We start from the raw sequence: 15,522 nt of genomic DNA, 5'->3' as shown, positions 1-15,522 counted from the left end.
ATGAGCTACTGCAAAAAAAAGACCTTTAAATTAGCAGTAGTTTGCCTAATGGTATGCTTTTCTGTAGAGATTGAAGCTCAAATTACTGATTTGGCACGTATCGAATATTCATTTATTCCTAAACGAAAATCGGAAGATCGATACACAAGACTAAGAGCATTGCTTAATTATCCGATTGAGATAAAAGAAGATGCCTATCTCGTTCTCGGTGGCGAATATAACCACGTCATTTTAGATTTGGATGACAAGTATAATTTTGAAACCACACCCTTAGAGACATTACATATCATTGATTTTAGTGTAGGTTATACCTTTAAGATGAGTGAGCATTGGCGAGTTGGTGCAAAAATTAACCCTAGGGTTGCCTCTACGCTTACGGAAGATTTTTCAATCAATGACATGTTCTTAAATGGGGGAGTCTTCTTTATTAAAGACAGATTAGATGCTACAGATATTAAGAGACCTTATCGTATCATCTTGGGCTTAACATATAATGCAACTACCGGTATTCCTTTTCCATTGCCATTTGTCAGTTACTTCAGAAACTTTAGGGAAAATTGGTCATTTACATTGGGAGTGCCAAAGTCTAATCTTAAGCATAGTTTTACTGAAAATCAAAATATACAAGCTTTCCTTTCTTTGGACGGGTACTATGCACATATCCAAAAACCGTCAATAATCAATGGTAAAAGTGTTGACAACATTTCATTGTCTGTACTTGTTGGTGGACTAGGTTATGAGTATGAATTCACAAAACATCTTTTTGCATACAGTTATTTTGGCTATACCTTTAGGCTGAATAACGTGCTTAGAAATGAAAATAGAGATGAAGTTATTACCTTAGATGACGTTAACACCTTGTATTTAAGAACAGGATTAAAATTTAAAATATAATATGCAGAAAATACTGATTATTGAAGATGAAGCCGCTATCCGACGTGTGTTGGTTAAAATATTATCTGAAGAAAGTGACACCTACAGCGTTGAGGAAGCAGAAGATGGATTATCTGGAATTGAAAAAATAAAAAAAGACGATTTTGACTTGATATTATGCGATATCAAGATGCCGAAGATGGATGGAGTAGAAGTTCTTGAAGCAGTTAAGAAAATTAAACCTGAAATTCCTATCGTCATGATTTCTGGTCACGGAGATTTAGATACGGCTGTTAACACCATGAGACTAGGAGCTTTTGATTATATCTCTAAACCACCAGACCTTAATCGACTGTTAAATACCGTTAGAATTGCTCTAGACAGAAAAGAATTAGTGGTAGAAAACACAAGACTCAAAAAGAAGGTCTCAAAAAATTACCAAATGATTGGTGAAAGTGATGGCATTGAGCGCATTAAAGATATGATCGATAAAGTTGCTCCTACAGATGCAAGAGTTTTAATCACAGGACCAAATGGAACCGGTAAGGAATTGGTAGCACATTGGTTGCACCAAAAGAGTGAACGGAGCAAAGGCCCGATGATCGAAGTCAATTGCGCGGCTATACCAAGTGAATTGATAGAGAGTGAATTGTTCGGGCATGTTAAGGGGGCTTTTACGTCTGCTGCAAAAGATAGGGCTGGTAAGTTTGAAGCTGCTAATAGCGGAACAATATTTTTAGATGAAGTAGGCGATATGAGCTTATCTGCACAGGCAAAAGTGCTACGTGCACTGCAAGAAAGTCGTATTCAACGGGTCGGTAGCGATAAAGATATTAAAGTTAATGTCCGAGTCATTGCAGCGACTAATAAGAATTTAAAAAAGGAAATCGAGAACGGAAAGTTTCGTGAGGACTTATACCACAGATTAGCGGTGATATTAATTGAAGTCCCTTCACTCAACGATAGGCGTGAGGATATTCCTTTGTTGATAGATTATTTCGCGAAGAAAATTTCTGAAGAACAGGGAACAGCAAATAAAGACTTCTCTGATAAGGCAGTTAAATTATTACAAAACTACGATTGGACAGGTAATATAAGAGAACTTCGAAATGTTATTGAACGTCTTATTATTTTAGGCGGAAAAGAAGTTAGCGAGGATGATGTAAAGTCCTTTGCTTCAAAATAATATTGATTTATGAAAGAACCACACATAGACGAGTTTAAAATCACGGAACACATTGAACTTAAAAGTTTAAGTACTACCTATAATCTTGATGAGGAGAAAAAAAAGATTGAAAAAGAACTCAATAAGCTCAGTAAAAAGTTAGCGGATATTCAAAATGCCATGTATGCACATGGTAAATATGCTGTACTTATGTGCATTCAGGGTATGGATACTGCTGGTAAGGATAGCCTTATCCGTGAAGTGTTTAAGGAGTTCAATGTGCGAGGAATAGTGTCGCACAGTTTTAAAAAGCCAACGGATTTAGAGCTAAAGCACGATTATTTGTGGAGGCACTACATTGCATTACCGGCAAGAGGAAAATTTGCGATTTTCAATAGAACACATTATGAAAATGTATTGGTCACACGAGTACATCCCAACTATCTGATGTACGAGAATATGCCAGATATCAACAGTGTAGAAGATGTAGATGAAGCTTTTTGGGAACGGAGATTTAATGAAATCAACAATTTTGAAAAGCATGTTTCTGATAACGGGACCATCATTTTCAAGTTTTTCCTTAACCTGTCGAAGGATGAACAAAAAAATCGTTTGCTAAGACGTTTAAATAAGCCAGAAAAAAACTGGAAATTCTCTTCAGACGATCTCAAAGAACGAAAGCTTTGGGATGAGTACCAAGCCTGTTATGAAGATGCAATTAATAAAACCTCTAAGTTTCATGCGCCGTGGTACAATATTCCTGCGGATGATAAGCCGACAGCACGTTATATCGTAGCTAAAATTCTATACGATACATTAAAAACGTATGACGATATCAAAGAACCAGAATTGCCAGATGATGAAAAAGCTAATATTGATCAATACAAACAACAACTTGAAAATGAATAGCCTAAAAATCACTTTATCTCTTGTAGCACTAGTTGCTTTTTGTAGCTCTGGAAATACTCAAGAAGATAAGGACATTATTAGAACCATTTACACACAATCCTTAACCAATGGGCACAGTTACCAATGGTTAGATCATTTATCAAATGACATTGGCGGACGTTTATCAGGGTCAGAAAATGCGCAAAAAGCTGTTGAATATACCAAATCAGAGCTCGAAAAATTAGACTTGGATAGTGTATGGTTACAACCGGTTATGGTGCCAAAATGGGTTAGGGGAGATAAAGAGGAAGCGTATTTTGAGACTGCTAAAGGAAAAACGGAAGTCAATGTCTGTGCCCTTGGTGGCTCTGTGGCGACAGCCGAAGAAGGGTTGGTTGCTCAAGTTGTAGAGGTTCATAATTTTGAAGACTTAAAAGCATTGGGTGAGGAAGCCATAAAAGGAAAAATCGTGTTTTATAATAGACCGATGCAAGCAGATTTAATCCAAACGTTTGAAGCTTATGGAGGTTGTGTAGATCAGCGCTATGCTGGTGCTATGGAGGCTGCAAAATATGGAGCTGTTGGAGTTGTTGTGAGAAGCATGAACTTAAGACAAGATGACTTTCCGCACACTGGTAGCATGTCCTATGGTGACTTACCCGTTGAGCAGCGCATTCCTTCATCGGCCATTTCAACTAATGATGCGGAAGCATTGAGCCAAGCATTAAAAGCTAATGATAACCTCAATTTTTATTTGAAGCAATCGTGCCAGCAAATGGATGATGTGCAGTCTTACAATGTCATTGGCCAAATTACGGGGAGTGAATTCCCTAATGAATACATTATTGTTGGCGGGCATTTAGATTCTTGGGACTTAGGTGATGGTTCTCACGATGATGGAGCAGGAGTTGTGCAATCCATGGACGTGTTGCGATTAATGAAGGAAAGTGGACTAACCCCAAAACGAAGCCTTAGAGTTGTTTTATTTATGAACGAAGAAAACGGTCTACGAGGTGCCACTGAATATGCAAGACTCGCTGAAGCCAATAATGAAAACCACATTTTTGCTTTAGAAAGTGATGCAGGTGGGTTTACACCAAGAGGTTTCTCTTTTGCTGCTAATGAACGGAATTTTAATCAGGTATTAGGTTGGAAATCATTATTTAAACCTTATCTCATCCATTATTTTGAATTGGGTGGAAGTGGTGCTGACGTTGGCCCTTTAAAGACAGATACTAATGTCTTGGCAGGCTTAAGACCAGACTCACAACGTTATTTCGATTACCATCATGCCAGTAACGACACCTTTGATGCCGTCAATAAACGTGAACTGGAGTTGGGTGCAGCCACCATGACCTCATTAGTATACCTTTTTGATAAATATGGAGTCAATCCAATCGATACGCCAGAAATTTTAAAAGATTAATAATGAAAGTGAAGCTTATATTTTGTGTTTGTTTATTGACGCAACTATCATTTTCTCAAGAGAAAAATGAGTTGCCGTATTATGAAGTACCAGATTATCCCGAAGAATTTACAGCTGGGACTATGGCAGCTCGTATGGTCGATGCGCTTGGTTTCAGGTTTTATTGGGCTACAGAAGGTTTAACTGAAAGCGATTTGGCTTATAAACCCAATGACGGTAGTCGTACAACACGAGAAACTATAGATCATATTTTGGGCTTGTCGAACATTATTGTAAACTCAACTTTAAAAAAGCAGAATTCTCAAGATCAGGAAGAACTCACTTTTGAAGAATCGAGAGCGCGTATATTGAACAACTTAAAAACAGCCGCTGATATTCTAAGGGAAAGTGACGATATCTCAGAATATAATATCATCTTCGGTGATAACAAGATTCCCTTTTGGAACCAAGTTAATGGACCTATTGCTGATGCCATTTGGCACTGTGGTCAATTAGCTATTTTTAGAAGAACGACCGGAAATCCGATTAATCCTAAAGTGAATCACTTTACAGGAAAAATTAGAAATTGATTCAGATATTTCTTTTATAAGATTTTCCCTGTTTAAGTTTTCGTTGCTTTTGACCTTTAAAGTAAAAGGGGATAGATTCACTACCCGATTTATAAATCACTAAGTGAAGATGCGGTTTAGTTGTAAATCCAGTAAACCCAGAAATGCCTATTGGTTGCCCTTCTAATATCTCATCTCCTTCATTTACCAAAACTCCATTTACGTCTAAATGCACATAACTTGCAATAGAGCCATCGTTATGCAAAATCATAATTTTATTGGCTTTATTGACACAACGCCGAGTTCTACAGTGCTCATTAGAATCTTCTTTAACAAAAAAGACAATACCAGGTCTAATAGCTGTAATCGTATCGCCAATTTGTGTTCCAAAATCAATGGCGTATTTAGAATGTTTCATATTGTGAGAGAATTTACCCCCAAATGATTGAATGATTTTATATTTTTTTCCTTTTGGATAAGGCAATGAATATTCATAATTATAATCAATACTAGACTTAGGGTTACCAAAGCTTGCCTTAAAGTTGATGTATTTTTTAATATTTATTGAACTAGTGTCGTTTACCTTTTTTATGGGAAGAACTATAGCATTTTTAAGTGTATCCTTTTCTTTTAATAAATAATAAGGAACAATATCAGTGTAGTCTTTTGTTGAATCTAACGCTGAAAGCCTGAGTTCCATAGGAACATAGAAAGGATTTATTAAATCAATATGAACGGAGTCATTAGATATCCTTTTATCACTTTTAATACTTTGACCTAAACTTAGATGTAAACTACCTAAGAATATTATTATAACATATAATGTTTTCATACTAGTCTTATAGATTCAATATATGATAAATTGTTACATTTATTGTAAATATTAATAAAATGAAACAACCCTATTTAAAACAAGTCCATCCAGTACTTCCTGTAAAACACGTTTTGGATTCGGTGGATTATTATGTCAATAAGCTAGGATTTACTTTAGCCTTTAAAGACCCGGGTGATAATCCTAATTATGCAGGAGTCCGCCGTGATGGCATTGAATTACACATGCAATGGCATGCAGAAGAAGAATTTAAAGCAGGTTTGGATGCACTTTTGTTTAGGGTATATGTTGATGAGGTAGATGCATTGTTTGAAGAGTATAAAACTAAAGATGTCTTCCATGATCGTACATCTTTAAAAGACACACCTTGGGGAACGCGAGAGTTTGGCTTTTACGACCCAAGTGGTAATGGGCTTATTTTTTATCGGGATCTTCCTCAATAGGCTCTTTCATCAAAATCTTTACGATTTGCTCATGTCCATTTATTTCTCGTGTAACCAGGATATTGATTTCATTAGGTGACCAATGCGGTAGTGTATCGTTGTTATCATTAAATGTTAAACGACGTTTTCTTGAGCCATCGGACTGCATGGTGTAAATTTCGTAAGTGTCTAAATCTTCTTCAATAATGGTACTAACCAGAATTCGGTTGCTTTGTGTAGGCCAAGTGGCGTATTTACTATCGTCCTTAAAGAATGTTATTTTATAATTTTCATCCTTTAAGTTGCTAAACGTATAGACAACATCTGTTTCTTGATCGTTATTTTTATTGGAATGGTAAAGCACAAAATCTCCACGATGACTCGTTTTTGGATATCTATTTATATGTCCATTATCGACCAGTTTTCGCAATAATTTTCCCTTTTTATGAACACGATAAATATCCATTTGTTCGTCAGATACTTCATGAGAAAAAACCAATTCAACTCCATTTAAATTAAATTGCGGATAATGTTTATTCCCTTCTAGTGGAATCGGAATTTGTTTTAAACTTCCTGAATTTAAATCGTAGGTGTAGATTTCATTGGTACCACTACGATCCGATTCAAATAAAATCATGTTTTTGTATGGATGCCACGAAGGTCTACGGTCATTGGCGTCACTACTAATCACTCGACGCTGCCCATTGCCATTTATATCCATAGTGTAAATTTGCCAGCGACCATCTCTATTGGATTCAAACAAAATAAGTTCTCCATCTTTGTTGTAAGTGGCATAGCGATCATCGGCATTAGTATTGGTTAGCTGAACATCGTTATAACCAAATTCTTGAGTATATAGCGTGTTGAGACAAAGGGAAAGAATCAAAACCAAAATGGAATGCCGAGACATAAGTGAAATAATTAAGGTGTCAATTTATGGCTTTAGACCAGTAATTGCAAACTCTTAAGAGGAAAGTTAATTTTCACCGTTTTCATGCTTTTCCTCCTTCTTCATGCTTATGTAGCGCGTTACTAAACGAATTCCCAAACGGGCAAAAAGGATAATGGCGAAAACCATTACTATGTCTATTCCTGTCATTTGCTATTAATTAAGGTATTGTATAGGTGTATAAGAAAAGAAAAAGTTACAGTAAACGGGTTACTATAACTTTTATTTAACGTTTGTAGAAATAAATTACTTCAACAATCTTTTTAGTTCTTATATAATTCTTTCGATACGGCCTCGTATTTATCTCCTGCTGTCCAAACAGGTGTTTTAGGGTCATTACCAATTTTACGTCCTGAAAGCACATAGGCTCTAAAAAACTTAGTCAGGTAATCATAATCTAATGAATTGGCCTCGTCAATTGGTTGGTGGTAATACTTAGTGACATCACCATCAAAAGACCTGAATCCCATAGAAAATGTTGGTGCAGGAATACCTTTTTTAGCAAAGCTGACATTATCGCTTCGGTCAAAAAGGCCTTGTTCACCAGCCGGGTCGTCAATGGCTTCGAGCCCAAAAGCAGCTGATGCATCCTTAATGTGCTGACCAACTGATGTACGTTCTAAACCAACAATTGTAGCTATTGAGGTGTCGTTATAACCACCATTATCACTATTAAAACAATAGACCATTTGTTCTAACGGTAACACAGGATTCTCTACATAATAACGACTGCCTAATAAGCCTTTTTCTTCACCGGTAAATAGAATGAATAGGGCAGAACGCTTTGTTGGGAATTGTGCTAAGTTTTTCGCCATGGCTAAAACAGTGGTTGTACCCACAGCATTATCTCTAGCTCCGTTAAAGATAGAGTCCGTTTGATTCGGAATCTTACGCACTCCAACATGGTCGTAATGCGCCGAATAAATAATGTATTGATTTTTTAATTCTGGATCGGTACCTTCCACAACGCCTATAACATTTTGTGAATCGAAACTTTGTGCTGGTCGTTCTCCACGAGCGGGAACCTCTAACGTCATTCTTTGATAGTAGTCTCCAGATTCAGGATTTGGCTTTACCCCGTAGCTTCTTAAGGTATTGGCTAAATATGCGGCGGCGATTTTATTTTCTGGAGTCCCTGTTTCTCGACCTTTTAATAAATCATCCGCCAAGAAGTAGATGTGACCTTCAATATCGGATTTTGTGGTTGTCTTTTCAGTTAATTCCTTGTCTGTTGGTTCTGCAACTTTAACTTGTGTTTTACACGATAAACTAAGTAAGGCTAAAAGGGTAAGAATGCTATATTTCATGAGTATTGATTAAATGATTTGTAAAAAGATTTTAAAGGTAAAAATTAATAGTTATAATTAGAGAGTTGGTTTTTTAATTGTTCGGTAGATTTTTTAAGACCCTTTGATTTGACCAGTAAAGAAACTGATGCCCCATGCCTCATCTTTAACGCATTAATAAGTTGCAATTCATGTTTTGGATTACTAAGAAGATCTTTCGATATATTGCCCAATCTTTCATTGTAAATTGTTGTTGCATTTAAAATTTCAGGATCGATGTCTGAAGTATCTAATTGTCGCTCATCAGACTCGTAATAGTTCCCCAATTTTAGCGCCACAGGGATGAAATTCTGATCTGTCAAATAAATGTTATTATTCTGAATAATTTTTTCTGTCCGAGTTAATTCCTGATAATATTCTACGATACTGTTTTTTAATTTCCTACTTTTTATTAATACAATCTGCCCTGAAGATAATAATTCTGTATATGTTGGGTCATAAATCTTAAAAGTTCTACGAGATGTAAGGTGAAATAATTGTTTATAAAAAAGACTATCTATAACGAGACTATTTTCTTGGCTATAATTATTCAATAGCTCGCTGGCCGCTTTTAAGTATTCATTTTCTGCTTTAATTTGAAGGTTGATTTCCAATAATTGTGCATCGAGATCTTGTTGTATATTTTGAAGAAATTCTTTTTCTAAAGCACTTGCCTTTCTCTCTTCATTCCAATTATTAATTTGTAGTGCTAATAAAATACCAACTACGACTAAGATGATTTCGCCAATGGCATATTTAAAGTAGCGTGATGACTTATTTTCCATAATTAGAGATTGACGTATATGTCTAAAAAATTTAATCATTAATTAAAGCCTACTTTACCTTTTACAGATTCAAAGAGTTGTTTAGAGTTAAAACCGACTCCATCTTTGAAGACCGTTTCGAGCTTTCTTATATTTTTAATATCCTGCGATAAATCTCCATCAATTAACAATAAGTCTGCCTGTTTTCCTTCCTCGACCGTACCAGTAACTTCTGAAATTTCAAGAAACTTGGCACCATCTATCGTACAAATTTTAATGGCATCAACGAGAGGGAAACCTGCTTCAACTAGGATTTCAACGGTGCGTTGATTGGCATAACCAGCGACTGTTCTTCCTGCTCCTGTAGGGTCAGTGCCAGCGAGTAAAATCCCACCTTTATCATAAAAACGTTTTACCCAAGCTAAATTTTTATTAAATAAAGCTATGCTAGAGGAATCTCTACCTTGTGCTCTTTTGTGCTGAGATGTCAATCGTTCTTGAATTTGAGGTAACAAAGCATCCAAACCACCTCCTGGTACAATCTCTCTATCCGTATAAGGTTCAAAAACATTTGGTGTTGTTGTTATGGCGGTACCATTTGCGATGAGTAAATCTATAAGTTTGTTGATGTTTTCCCCATCAATGGGCTCGTTTGCTAAACCAGTTCTTGCTGAAAATGGATCACAGAGATTCTCTTCCTTGTCCAACGCAAAATCACTCGAAGCCATAAAGCCGTGTTCTAAATTGTCAATCCCGATTTCTGATGCTTCTTTATAGGTTAACGAGCATAAATGCCCCGTAACCTTTAAGCCACGTTTATGTGCTTCACTAACAGCTACAGATAAATCTTGCTTTGTAATATTATTGTAAACCTTAAACGATGTCACTCCTTTATCTGCCCAATAGTTGACGATTTTTGAGACTTCATCTGTATTGCCTATAAAGCCCAACTCTGGTACTTTTGGACCTTCACGTTCAATAAATGGACCTGTAACGTGCATTTTAGGACCAGTCATTAACCCTTCATTAATCCACTGTTGAACGTTGAGGTCTGATTGTGGTTGAATACTGCCTCCAGTTCTCATGGACGTTACACCACCAGCAAGATAGAGGCGTGGAAAGGTAAAAGTCATTTGGCTTACAGAAAACCAATTCTCAAAAGGAGTGGTATAGAACATGTGCTCATGGAGCATCACTAAACCTGGTATTACCGTTTTGCCTTTTCCGTCAATTGTTTTAATACCAAGTGCCATTGGTATTTTGTCAGCATCACCGGTTCTAAGAATTTTACCGTCGGAAACAACGATTGTTTGATTCTCTTTTATCTCACCACCGGTGCCGTCGATAACAGTGACATTAGTGATGGCAAATTGATTGTCCTCAACGGTGATAAAGCGTTTGACTTGATCCGAAAAGTTCTGTGCAAAGCTAAGCGCTGTGATGCAAAATGTAATTAGTGTGATTTTTAGTTTCATATCTTAATTCTCATTAATATTTTGATTTAATAAATGCAATATATCCTCTAAATATTCTTTTATAGACTCCTCATTGGTAGTCACAAATGATTGATTGATGTAATATTCAAATAAAGATCCATCTACCTTCAGATTATTCATAAAGTCGTAATAATTTTGTTCTGGGGCTGAGATTTTATTGACCACATCGTCTCTTTTGTAGTCTGGTCTATCCTGTGTAAAGTCTGTATTCCTGATTGGGAGGTAGCTATTGACAAGTGGTGATAGATTGTTAATCCAGTATTCTCTCCTAATGACCACATCTTCTTCATAATCGTCTAATTCTGCTGTCCATTGGATAAGCTTAAATTTTAAGTTGTTGTCCTGTAATAATTCTAATTTTCCAGACGAAGTAACATCATTTATAACTCCAAGTCGAGCATCGAACGTGGCAAAATTGTAAACTTTACCCATGAGGCTATCTATATAATTGGGGTTAGGTGTTGAATCTTTAGGGAAATTTAAAAGCGTTTTACAAGCTTGTAAGCACGAGACATTAATGGCATGATCTCTTTTAAGCTCATCAAGATTTTGCTGAAACTCTTCTTTTAGGTTTTGAAGAAGTTGTGCTTCTCGTTTTCGATCTTGCTGTTGGTTATTCCAATTGTTGATTTGGAGGGCAATGAGAATTCCTATGACTACTAACAGTATTTCTCCAATGGCGTATTTAAAGTACTTTCCCATTTGATTTTTTTGAATTAATGAACGACGGATATGTCGGAAGAATTTAATCACGGTGTTTCAATTCTATATCAATCATTTCTATTAAGTCTTCTACCTCTGTTTTAGCAGCTGTTGTTGCATTGTAAATATTTTGACAATTTTCTGTACAAACTATAAGATTATTCTTAAAATCTCTATTATTTTTTAATTGTACATAGTCAACCGGAGAATAGCCATTCATTCTATTATCATCCAAAAAGTTGAAGAGTTCTCGCATGTTTGGTCTAAAAAAGGTCATAAGATTGTTAGAAAAGTTTGAGATAGTGAATTCTATTTCTGGATAAGACATGTTATACAATTTTAAAATGCGCGATTTTAATTCTGGATTTTGGATAATATGAAGACCCTCATTTTCCAATGCTTTATAAGATGTCACCTCGTAATCATGATTCTTACTGTACATAAGGGTTTTGTATTTCAGGTTCATTGAATCATGATGAACCTCGCTTATTTCAAAAAAGTTCTTTATATCTTCGATATTGCGCATATCTAACTCTAGTTGATCAAGATTTGGGTTGATTTGGTTCTTAATATCTGATACCAAAGAGTTTTTTATATTTTTAAGCATTTTAACTTCAACCATTCTTGTTTTACGATCTTCATTCCAATTATTAATTTGAAGTGCAATGAGAATCCCAATAACTACGAGTAGTATTTCTCCAATGGCATATTTAAAATACTTTCCCATTTGATTTTTTTGTATTAATGAACGGCGGATATGACGAAAGAATTTAATCATATTGAGAGGTTAAGATAATTATTTCATCGACAAGAGAAACAGTTTCAGAATAACGAACTAAACATTCATTAAGGAAAAACAAGTGGTTTTCTAATAAATTTTCAAATTCCAGATCGGTTAAAAAGGTTGAATAGTTTGCCGGGATTGTTCCTTTTGTAGACCAGTTATAACCATTAACAACGCCGGCATCTCTCCATGACATGTGTCTATTTAAATAAGGTAGCATTTGATTAAAAATCCATCTTTCAATTTTTTCTTCCCTAGAGCTGCATATATAGATTAGACTTTGCCATTCGGATAATTTATTGAGCAATTTTGAATTATCCAGAGTTTTTAATTTTCCTGATTGAATGACTTCTTGAATGGCATTGTTTGAAGGCAAATAATCAATGGTTGCAAAAATCTGATCCATTAAACTATCAATTTCCTTTTGCTTATAATTTTTCGATTGTTCTACCCCAACAAATTCCATCATTTTCATCCCAGAATTTTTTGCTAAACGATAGCGATCAACAATTTTAGTAAGGTCTCTTTTGTTTTGGCTGAATTCGGAATTAAGGTTTTTAACGATTCTTTTGCGTTCAATGCGGTCTAAGCGGTTTTGGTTCCAAGTATTGATCTGGAGTGCAATGAGTATGCCTATGACCACGAGAATGATTTCTCCTGCGGCATATTTAAAATAGCGGCTTGTTTTGTTTTCCATAATTAAGGTCTGGCGGATATGTCTAAAGAATTTAATCATCGCTATTTGTCGTCTTCTCTAATTGATACAGTTGTTGTTGAAATTCAAAGAATTTTAATTCTTGGGTGTAAGGATCAATACTAAAGGTTCTGTTGGTATATTCATCGCCAATCCCAACATAAGCATTATCACCATATTTGTAGAGATTTAAGTCAAAATTAAAACCGATTAATTTTAATTCACCTTCTATGGGTTTTATGGTTAATTCTTGATTTCTTATACAACAATAGGTTCCTTCTAACTGCTCAACGTCTTCTTCTTCTAACTGAGAAACAGAGAAAAAAGAAGGAATCTCCTCCTTATTTAAAAATTTAGCAATGTTTTTATACGTTATTTGGCCCTGTACATAATAGTTGAATATGACATTTAAGGAATTGTGTATGGCATTGTGGTATCTTACAATTCTGTTTTTTCTTATAGCATCATTTTCCATATAGTTTAATAGTTTTGGATTTAGGCCATTGTCTACAGTAAGGCCCTCACTAAACCATTCTTTTTTATGAAGTTCGGCATATTCTTCGTCTAAAATGGGTTGAAAATTATTTTTATATAAGTCAGTTGGTTCATAAAGATCAACGATTTCAGCGAAGATTTTTTCGTGGCTTTGTGGTATCAAAGCACTCATACTTTTTAATTGTTCGTAAGAACGCTTTCTAAACGCAAGTACCCTAATTTGCATAGGTATAGCTTGATATCCAAGGTAAATAGAAGTACTGTCTTTATAATAGTCAAGCCCTTTTTCATTGACAAGATGAATTATGGAATCTTTAGCATTGTAATACTCTAATGTTTCTTGAATGACTTTAATATCAAATTCCAGATCTTGTAAGACATCCTCCAGCAGCTTATTGGTTTTTCGGGTGGTTTCTTTCTCTTCATTCCAATTATTAATTTGTAAGGCAATTAAAATTCCAATAACCACAAGGATGATTTCGCCTATGGCGTATTTGAGATAGCGAGAGGTTTTTCCTTTTTCCATTAATTTGAATCGTATTTGTCTAAAGAATTTTATCAAGGGCTTAATCTTTTAATTTCAGCATCTACATCATATATAAGGGCCTCTAATTCTATTATGGTTTGATTTTGCCATTTATAGCGTAATTTGAGCCAATTATGGATTCTAAGGACCACATTTTTAAATTGCTGGTTTTGGCTCAAAGCATTCATGTCCAAAGGCTCATTTAGTCCTAATTCAATTCCCATTTCATCATCATTAATTATTGCTTTTGAACTTTTAAAATCTACTTCCATCAAAGGAAAGAGTTTATCGTTCAATAAAGCCCAATTAAGACTTTCACGGATAGTAATATTTTTAAAATGCCTTTCGTACATTTCTGTTATCTGTGCTCTTAAGCCATCGTTAGTAAGAACATTTATGCCTTGATTCTCGATATATTTATAGGTAGTGTTGGCGACGTTAAACAATCCATCTGTTGTTAACCACTCAAAGGCAAGCTTTAAAGAGTCATCCACTGGCCGATTCTCTTCAAGATAGGAAAGAATCATTTTTGAATAGTCGACTCGATTTTTTGTTAAATCATTAGTTTCCTTAACTTCTACGGAATTTTCTTTGAGGTCACTTTGTAATTGCTTTAGAATATTTATTTCTTGTTTTATGGTTTTTCGATTTTCATTCCAATCATTAACCTGCAATGCTAATAAAATACCGATCATCACAAGAGCAATTTCTCCAATGGCGTATTTAAAATAGCGTGTGGTTTTACCAGTCCGACTGGACTGTTCTTGTGGATTTTCACTCATAAGGTCGTATCTAATTCGTCTAAAGAACTTAATCATATTTTAGGTTTCTATTTTTTCCGCAAAGCGCCTGCCTGCCGGCAGGCAGGGCTATCTCAGCCAAAGGTCTATCCGCCTTCGCACAAAGTGCTTCTTCGGACAAGCAAGACCTTTGATTTTGCTTTGCAAAATAAAGTTTCGATAATCTAAAAAATTTAATCATACACAAAGAGCATTGTCATTCTTGCGATCGCGTGTCGCCTAAGCTTTAGCGATGGCACAAGGCAGGAATCCATTTAAAGAAAAAAGTAGATTCCGCATTCCCGATAACTATCGGGACGGAATGACAAATAATTTTATCATCCAAGCTTGCCATCACCATCAATATCAGTACTGATGTGCATTTCGAGTGCCTCTAAAGTTTTGCGCAACAAAGCTTTTGTTTTGGTTAATTCGGCTTCAAGCTGATCCACACGGTCTTCGACACTATCAGCTTGTTTTTGCTGTTTGTCTAATTCGTCTTGTTGCATTAATTCCCAGAAAATTCCCATAGGTTCTTGGTTTTAAGTTAGTAAATAACATAACAAATATAGTTTCAAAGAGTGTCTATGAAATTTGGGTAGGAGAGTCCGTAGTTTGGTTGGTGTACTATTTATCTGTGTATGAATATATTAAATTGTTACATATAATGTGCAGAAATTTCTTTCAATAATAAAAATACCCTATTCAATTTAATTCTTAAAATGCTTAGTATTTATACTCACGACATATAATTACTATCAAGAAACAAGAATAAAGAACCAAGAAACGAGATTATTTATATCTTGTTTCTTAGTTCTAATAGCGTATCGGTCTTAACTCTAATAACTAATAAT

At 35.3% G+C, this 15,522-nt stretch carries 18 protein-coding genes; 6 read left to right on the top strand and 12 right to left on the bottom strand.

Annotated elements, in window-relative coordinates; all coding sequences use genetic code 11:
- Genes ACFEMA_RS10580 through ACFEMA_RS10560 form a run of 5 tightly spaced genes read left to right on the top strand, consistent with a single transcriptional unit; the run spans nucleotide 1 to nucleotide 4,921 of the window.
- Nucleotides 1–894 carry a DUF6268 family outer membrane beta-barrel protein gene (locus ACFEMA_RS10580; RefSeq protein WP_411768168.1) on the top strand — a complete coding sequence of 298 codons (894 nt, stop codon included), beginning with the start codon at nucleotides 1–3 and terminating at the stop codon, nucleotides 892–894.
- Nucleotide 895: 1 nt separating this feature from the next.
- The gene (locus ACFEMA_RS10575; RefSeq protein ID WP_411768167.1) at nucleotides 896–2,059 is read left to right on the top strand and encodes a sigma-54-dependent transcriptional regulator; all 1,164 of its coding nucleotides are present in this window, start codon (nucleotides 896–898) and stop codon (nucleotides 2,057–2,059) included.
- A 9-nt stretch (nucleotides 2,060–2,068) separates the two neighbouring features.
- A complete protein-coding gene (locus ACFEMA_RS10570) occupies nucleotides 2,069–2,947 on the top strand; it encodes a PPK2 family polyphosphate kinase (protein WP_411768166.1) in 879 nt (292 codons plus the stop codon).
- Nucleotides 2,940–4,352: a M28 family peptidase gene (locus ACFEMA_RS10565; RefSeq protein WP_411768165.1), complete on the top strand. Its 1,413-nt coding sequence runs from the start codon at nucleotides 2,940–2,942 to the stop codon at nucleotides 4,350–4,352. Before ACFEMA_RS10570 ends, ACFEMA_RS10565 begins: the two co-directional genes overlap by 8 nt.
- Nucleotides 4,353–4,354: 2 nt before the next feature.
- The gene (locus ACFEMA_RS10560; protein WP_411768164.1) at nucleotides 4,355–4,921 is read left to right on the top strand and encodes a hypothetical protein; all 567 of its coding nucleotides are present in this window, start codon (nucleotides 4,355–4,357) and stop codon (nucleotides 4,919–4,921) included.
- 1 nt (nucleotide 4,922) lies between these two features.
- Here the strand turns inward: ACFEMA_RS10560 and ACFEMA_RS10555 are convergent, their stop codons facing one another.
- Entirely contained in the window at nucleotides 4,923–5,732 is an 810-nt protein-coding gene (locus ACFEMA_RS10555) for a M23 family metallopeptidase (protein ID WP_411768163.1), read from the bottom strand.
- Between the two features lie 59 nt (nucleotides 5,733–5,791).
- Between ACFEMA_RS10555 and ACFEMA_RS10550 the strand changes: the two genes are divergently transcribed.
- Nucleotides 5,792–6,175, top strand: coding sequence for a glyoxalase superfamily protein (locus tag ACFEMA_RS10550; protein ID WP_411768162.1), 384 nt, complete (start codon nucleotides 5,792–5,794; stop codon nucleotides 6,173–6,175).
- On the opposite strand, the gene ACFEMA_RS10545 is transcribed toward ACFEMA_RS10550, so the two are convergent.
- The 11 genes from ACFEMA_RS10545 to ACFEMA_RS10495 form a co-directional block, all read right to left on the bottom strand.
- Entirely contained in the window at nucleotides 6,147–7,064 is a 918-nt protein-coding gene (locus ACFEMA_RS10545; RefSeq protein ID WP_411768161.1) for a TolB family protein, read from the bottom strand. The genes ACFEMA_RS10550 and ACFEMA_RS10545 overlap by 29 nt on opposite strands.
- Nucleotides 7,065–7,130: 66 nt before the next feature.
- Complete coding sequence (locus ACFEMA_RS10540; RefSeq protein WP_411768160.1) at nucleotides 7,131–7,253, bottom strand: hypothetical protein; 123 nt, start codon at nucleotides 7,251–7,253, stop codon at nucleotides 7,131–7,133.
- A 113-nt stretch (nucleotides 7,254–7,366) separates the two neighbouring features.
- The gene (locus tag ACFEMA_RS10535; RefSeq protein ID WP_411768159.1) at nucleotides 7,367–8,410 is read right to left on the bottom strand and encodes a M28 family peptidase; all 1,044 of its coding nucleotides are present in this window, start codon (nucleotides 8,408–8,410) and stop codon (nucleotides 7,367–7,369) included.
- Nucleotides 8,411–8,454: 44 nt separating this feature from the next.
- Complete coding sequence (locus ACFEMA_RS10530; protein WP_411768158.1) at nucleotides 8,455–9,213, bottom strand: DUF6090 family protein; 759 nt, start codon at nucleotides 9,211–9,213, stop codon at nucleotides 8,455–8,457.
- Nucleotides 9,214–9,251: 38 nt separating this feature from the next.
- A complete protein-coding gene (locus ACFEMA_RS10525) occupies nucleotides 9,252–10,667 on the bottom strand; it encodes an amidohydrolase family protein (RefSeq protein WP_411768157.1) in 1,416 nt (471 codons plus the stop codon).
- 3 nt (nucleotides 10,668–10,670) lie between these two features.
- Nucleotides 10,671–11,390 (bottom strand): DUF6090 family protein, encoded by a 720-nt coding sequence (locus ACFEMA_RS10520; protein ID WP_411768156.1) that lies wholly within the window; start codon nucleotides 11,388–11,390, stop codon nucleotides 10,671–10,673.
- 43 nt (nucleotides 11,391–11,433) lie between these two features.
- Nucleotides 11,434–12,168: a DUF6090 family protein gene (locus ACFEMA_RS10515; RefSeq protein ID WP_411768155.1), complete on the bottom strand. Its 735-nt coding sequence runs from the start codon at nucleotides 12,166–12,168 to the stop codon at nucleotides 11,434–11,436.
- Entirely contained in the window at nucleotides 12,161–12,910 is a 750-nt protein-coding gene (locus ACFEMA_RS10510) for a DUF6090 family protein (RefSeq protein WP_411768154.1), read from the bottom strand. Before ACFEMA_RS10510 ends, ACFEMA_RS10515 begins: the two co-directional genes overlap by 8 nt.
- Complete coding sequence (locus tag ACFEMA_RS10505; RefSeq protein WP_411768153.1) at nucleotides 12,903–13,889, bottom strand: DUF6090 family protein; 987 nt, start codon at nucleotides 13,887–13,889, stop codon at nucleotides 12,903–12,905. The genes ACFEMA_RS10510 and ACFEMA_RS10505 overlap by 8 nt, the downstream gene beginning before the upstream one ends.
- 32 nt (nucleotides 13,890–13,921) lie before the next feature.
- Nucleotides 13,922–14,707, bottom strand: coding sequence for a DUF6090 family protein (locus tag ACFEMA_RS10500; protein ID WP_411768152.1), 786 nt, complete (start codon nucleotides 14,705–14,707; stop codon nucleotides 13,922–13,924).
- Between the two features lie 299 nt (nucleotides 14,708–15,006).
- Nucleotides 15,007–15,198, bottom strand: coding sequence for a hypothetical protein (locus ACFEMA_RS10495; RefSeq protein WP_411768151.1), 192 nt, complete (start codon nucleotides 15,196–15,198; stop codon nucleotides 15,007–15,009).
- Nucleotides 15,199–15,522 lie beyond the last annotated feature (324 nt).

The organism is Winogradskyella sp. A3E31, assembly GCF_046720935.1.
In the GTDB taxonomy this organism is placed as follows: domain Bacteria; phylum Bacteroidota; class Bacteroidia; order Flavobacteriales; family Flavobacteriaceae; genus Winogradskyella.
This window is presented reverse-complemented; position numbering and strand designations above follow the sequence as displayed.

Bases quoted from the DNA above. Each gene is read 5' to 3' on its own strand.
- ACFEMA_RS10500 (WP_411768152.1), bottom strand. From the start codon at position 14,707: ATGATTAAGTTCTTTAGACGAATTAGATACGACCTTATGAGTGAAAAT.
- ACFEMA_RS10575 (WP_411768167.1), top strand. From the start codon at position 896: ATGCAGAAAATACTGATTATTGAAGATGAAGCCGCTATCCGACGTGTG.
- ACFEMA_RS10515 (WP_411768155.1), bottom strand. From the start codon at position 12,168: ATGATTAAATTCTTTCGTCATATCCGCCGTTCATTAATACAAAAAAAT.
- ACFEMA_RS10510 (WP_411768154.1), bottom strand. From the start codon at position 12,910: ATGATTAAATTCTTTAGACATATCCGCCAGACCTTAATTATGGAAAAC.
- ACFEMA_RS10565 (WP_411768165.1), top strand. From the start codon at position 2,940: ATGAATAGCCTAAAAATCACTTTATCTCTTGTAGCACTAGTTGCTTTT.
- ACFEMA_RS10560 (WP_411768164.1), top strand. From the start codon at position 4,355: ATGAAAGTGAAGCTTATATTTTGTGTTTGTTTATTGACGCAACTATCA.
- ACFEMA_RS10530 (WP_411768158.1), bottom strand. From the start codon at position 9,213: ATGGAAAATAAGTCATCACGCTACTTTAAATATGCCATTGGCGAAATC.
- ACFEMA_RS10540 (WP_411768160.1), bottom strand. From the start codon at position 7,253: ATGACAGGAATAGACATAGTAATGGTTTTCGCCATTATCCTTTTTGCC.
- ACFEMA_RS10495 (WP_411768151.1), bottom strand. From the start codon at position 15,198: ATGGGAATTTTCTGGGAATTAATGCAACAAGACGAATTAGACAAACAG.
- ACFEMA_RS10555 (WP_411768163.1), bottom strand. From the start codon at position 5,732: ATGAAAACATTATATGTTATAATAATATTCTTAGGTAGTTTACATCTA.
- ACFEMA_RS10570 (WP_411768166.1), top strand. From the start codon at position 2,069: ATGAAAGAACCACACATAGACGAGTTTAAAATCACGGAACACATTGAA.
- ACFEMA_RS10525 (WP_411768157.1), bottom strand. From the start codon at position 10,667: ATGAAACTAAAAATCACACTAATTACATTTTGCATCACAGCGCTTAGC.
- ACFEMA_RS10520 (WP_411768156.1), bottom strand. From the start codon at position 11,390: ATGGGAAAGTACTTTAAATACGCCATTGGAGAAATACTGTTAGTAGTC.
- ACFEMA_RS10550 (WP_411768162.1), top strand. From the start codon at position 5,792: ATGAAACAACCCTATTTAAAACAAGTCCATCCAGTACTTCCTGTAAAA.
- ACFEMA_RS10535 (WP_411768159.1), bottom strand. From the start codon at position 8,410: ATGAAATATAGCATTCTTACCCTTTTAGCCTTACTTAGTTTATCGTGT.
- ACFEMA_RS10545 (WP_411768161.1), bottom strand. From the start codon at position 7,064: ATGTCTCGGCATTCCATTTTGGTTTTGATTCTTTCCCTTTGTCTCAAC.
- ACFEMA_RS10505 (WP_411768153.1), bottom strand. From the start codon at position 13,889: ATGGAAAAAGGAAAAACCTCTCGCTATCTCAAATACGCCATAGGCGAA.
- ACFEMA_RS10580 (WP_411768168.1), top strand. From the start codon at position 1: ATGAGCTACTGCAAAAAAAAGACCTTTAAATTAGCAGTAGTTTGCCTA.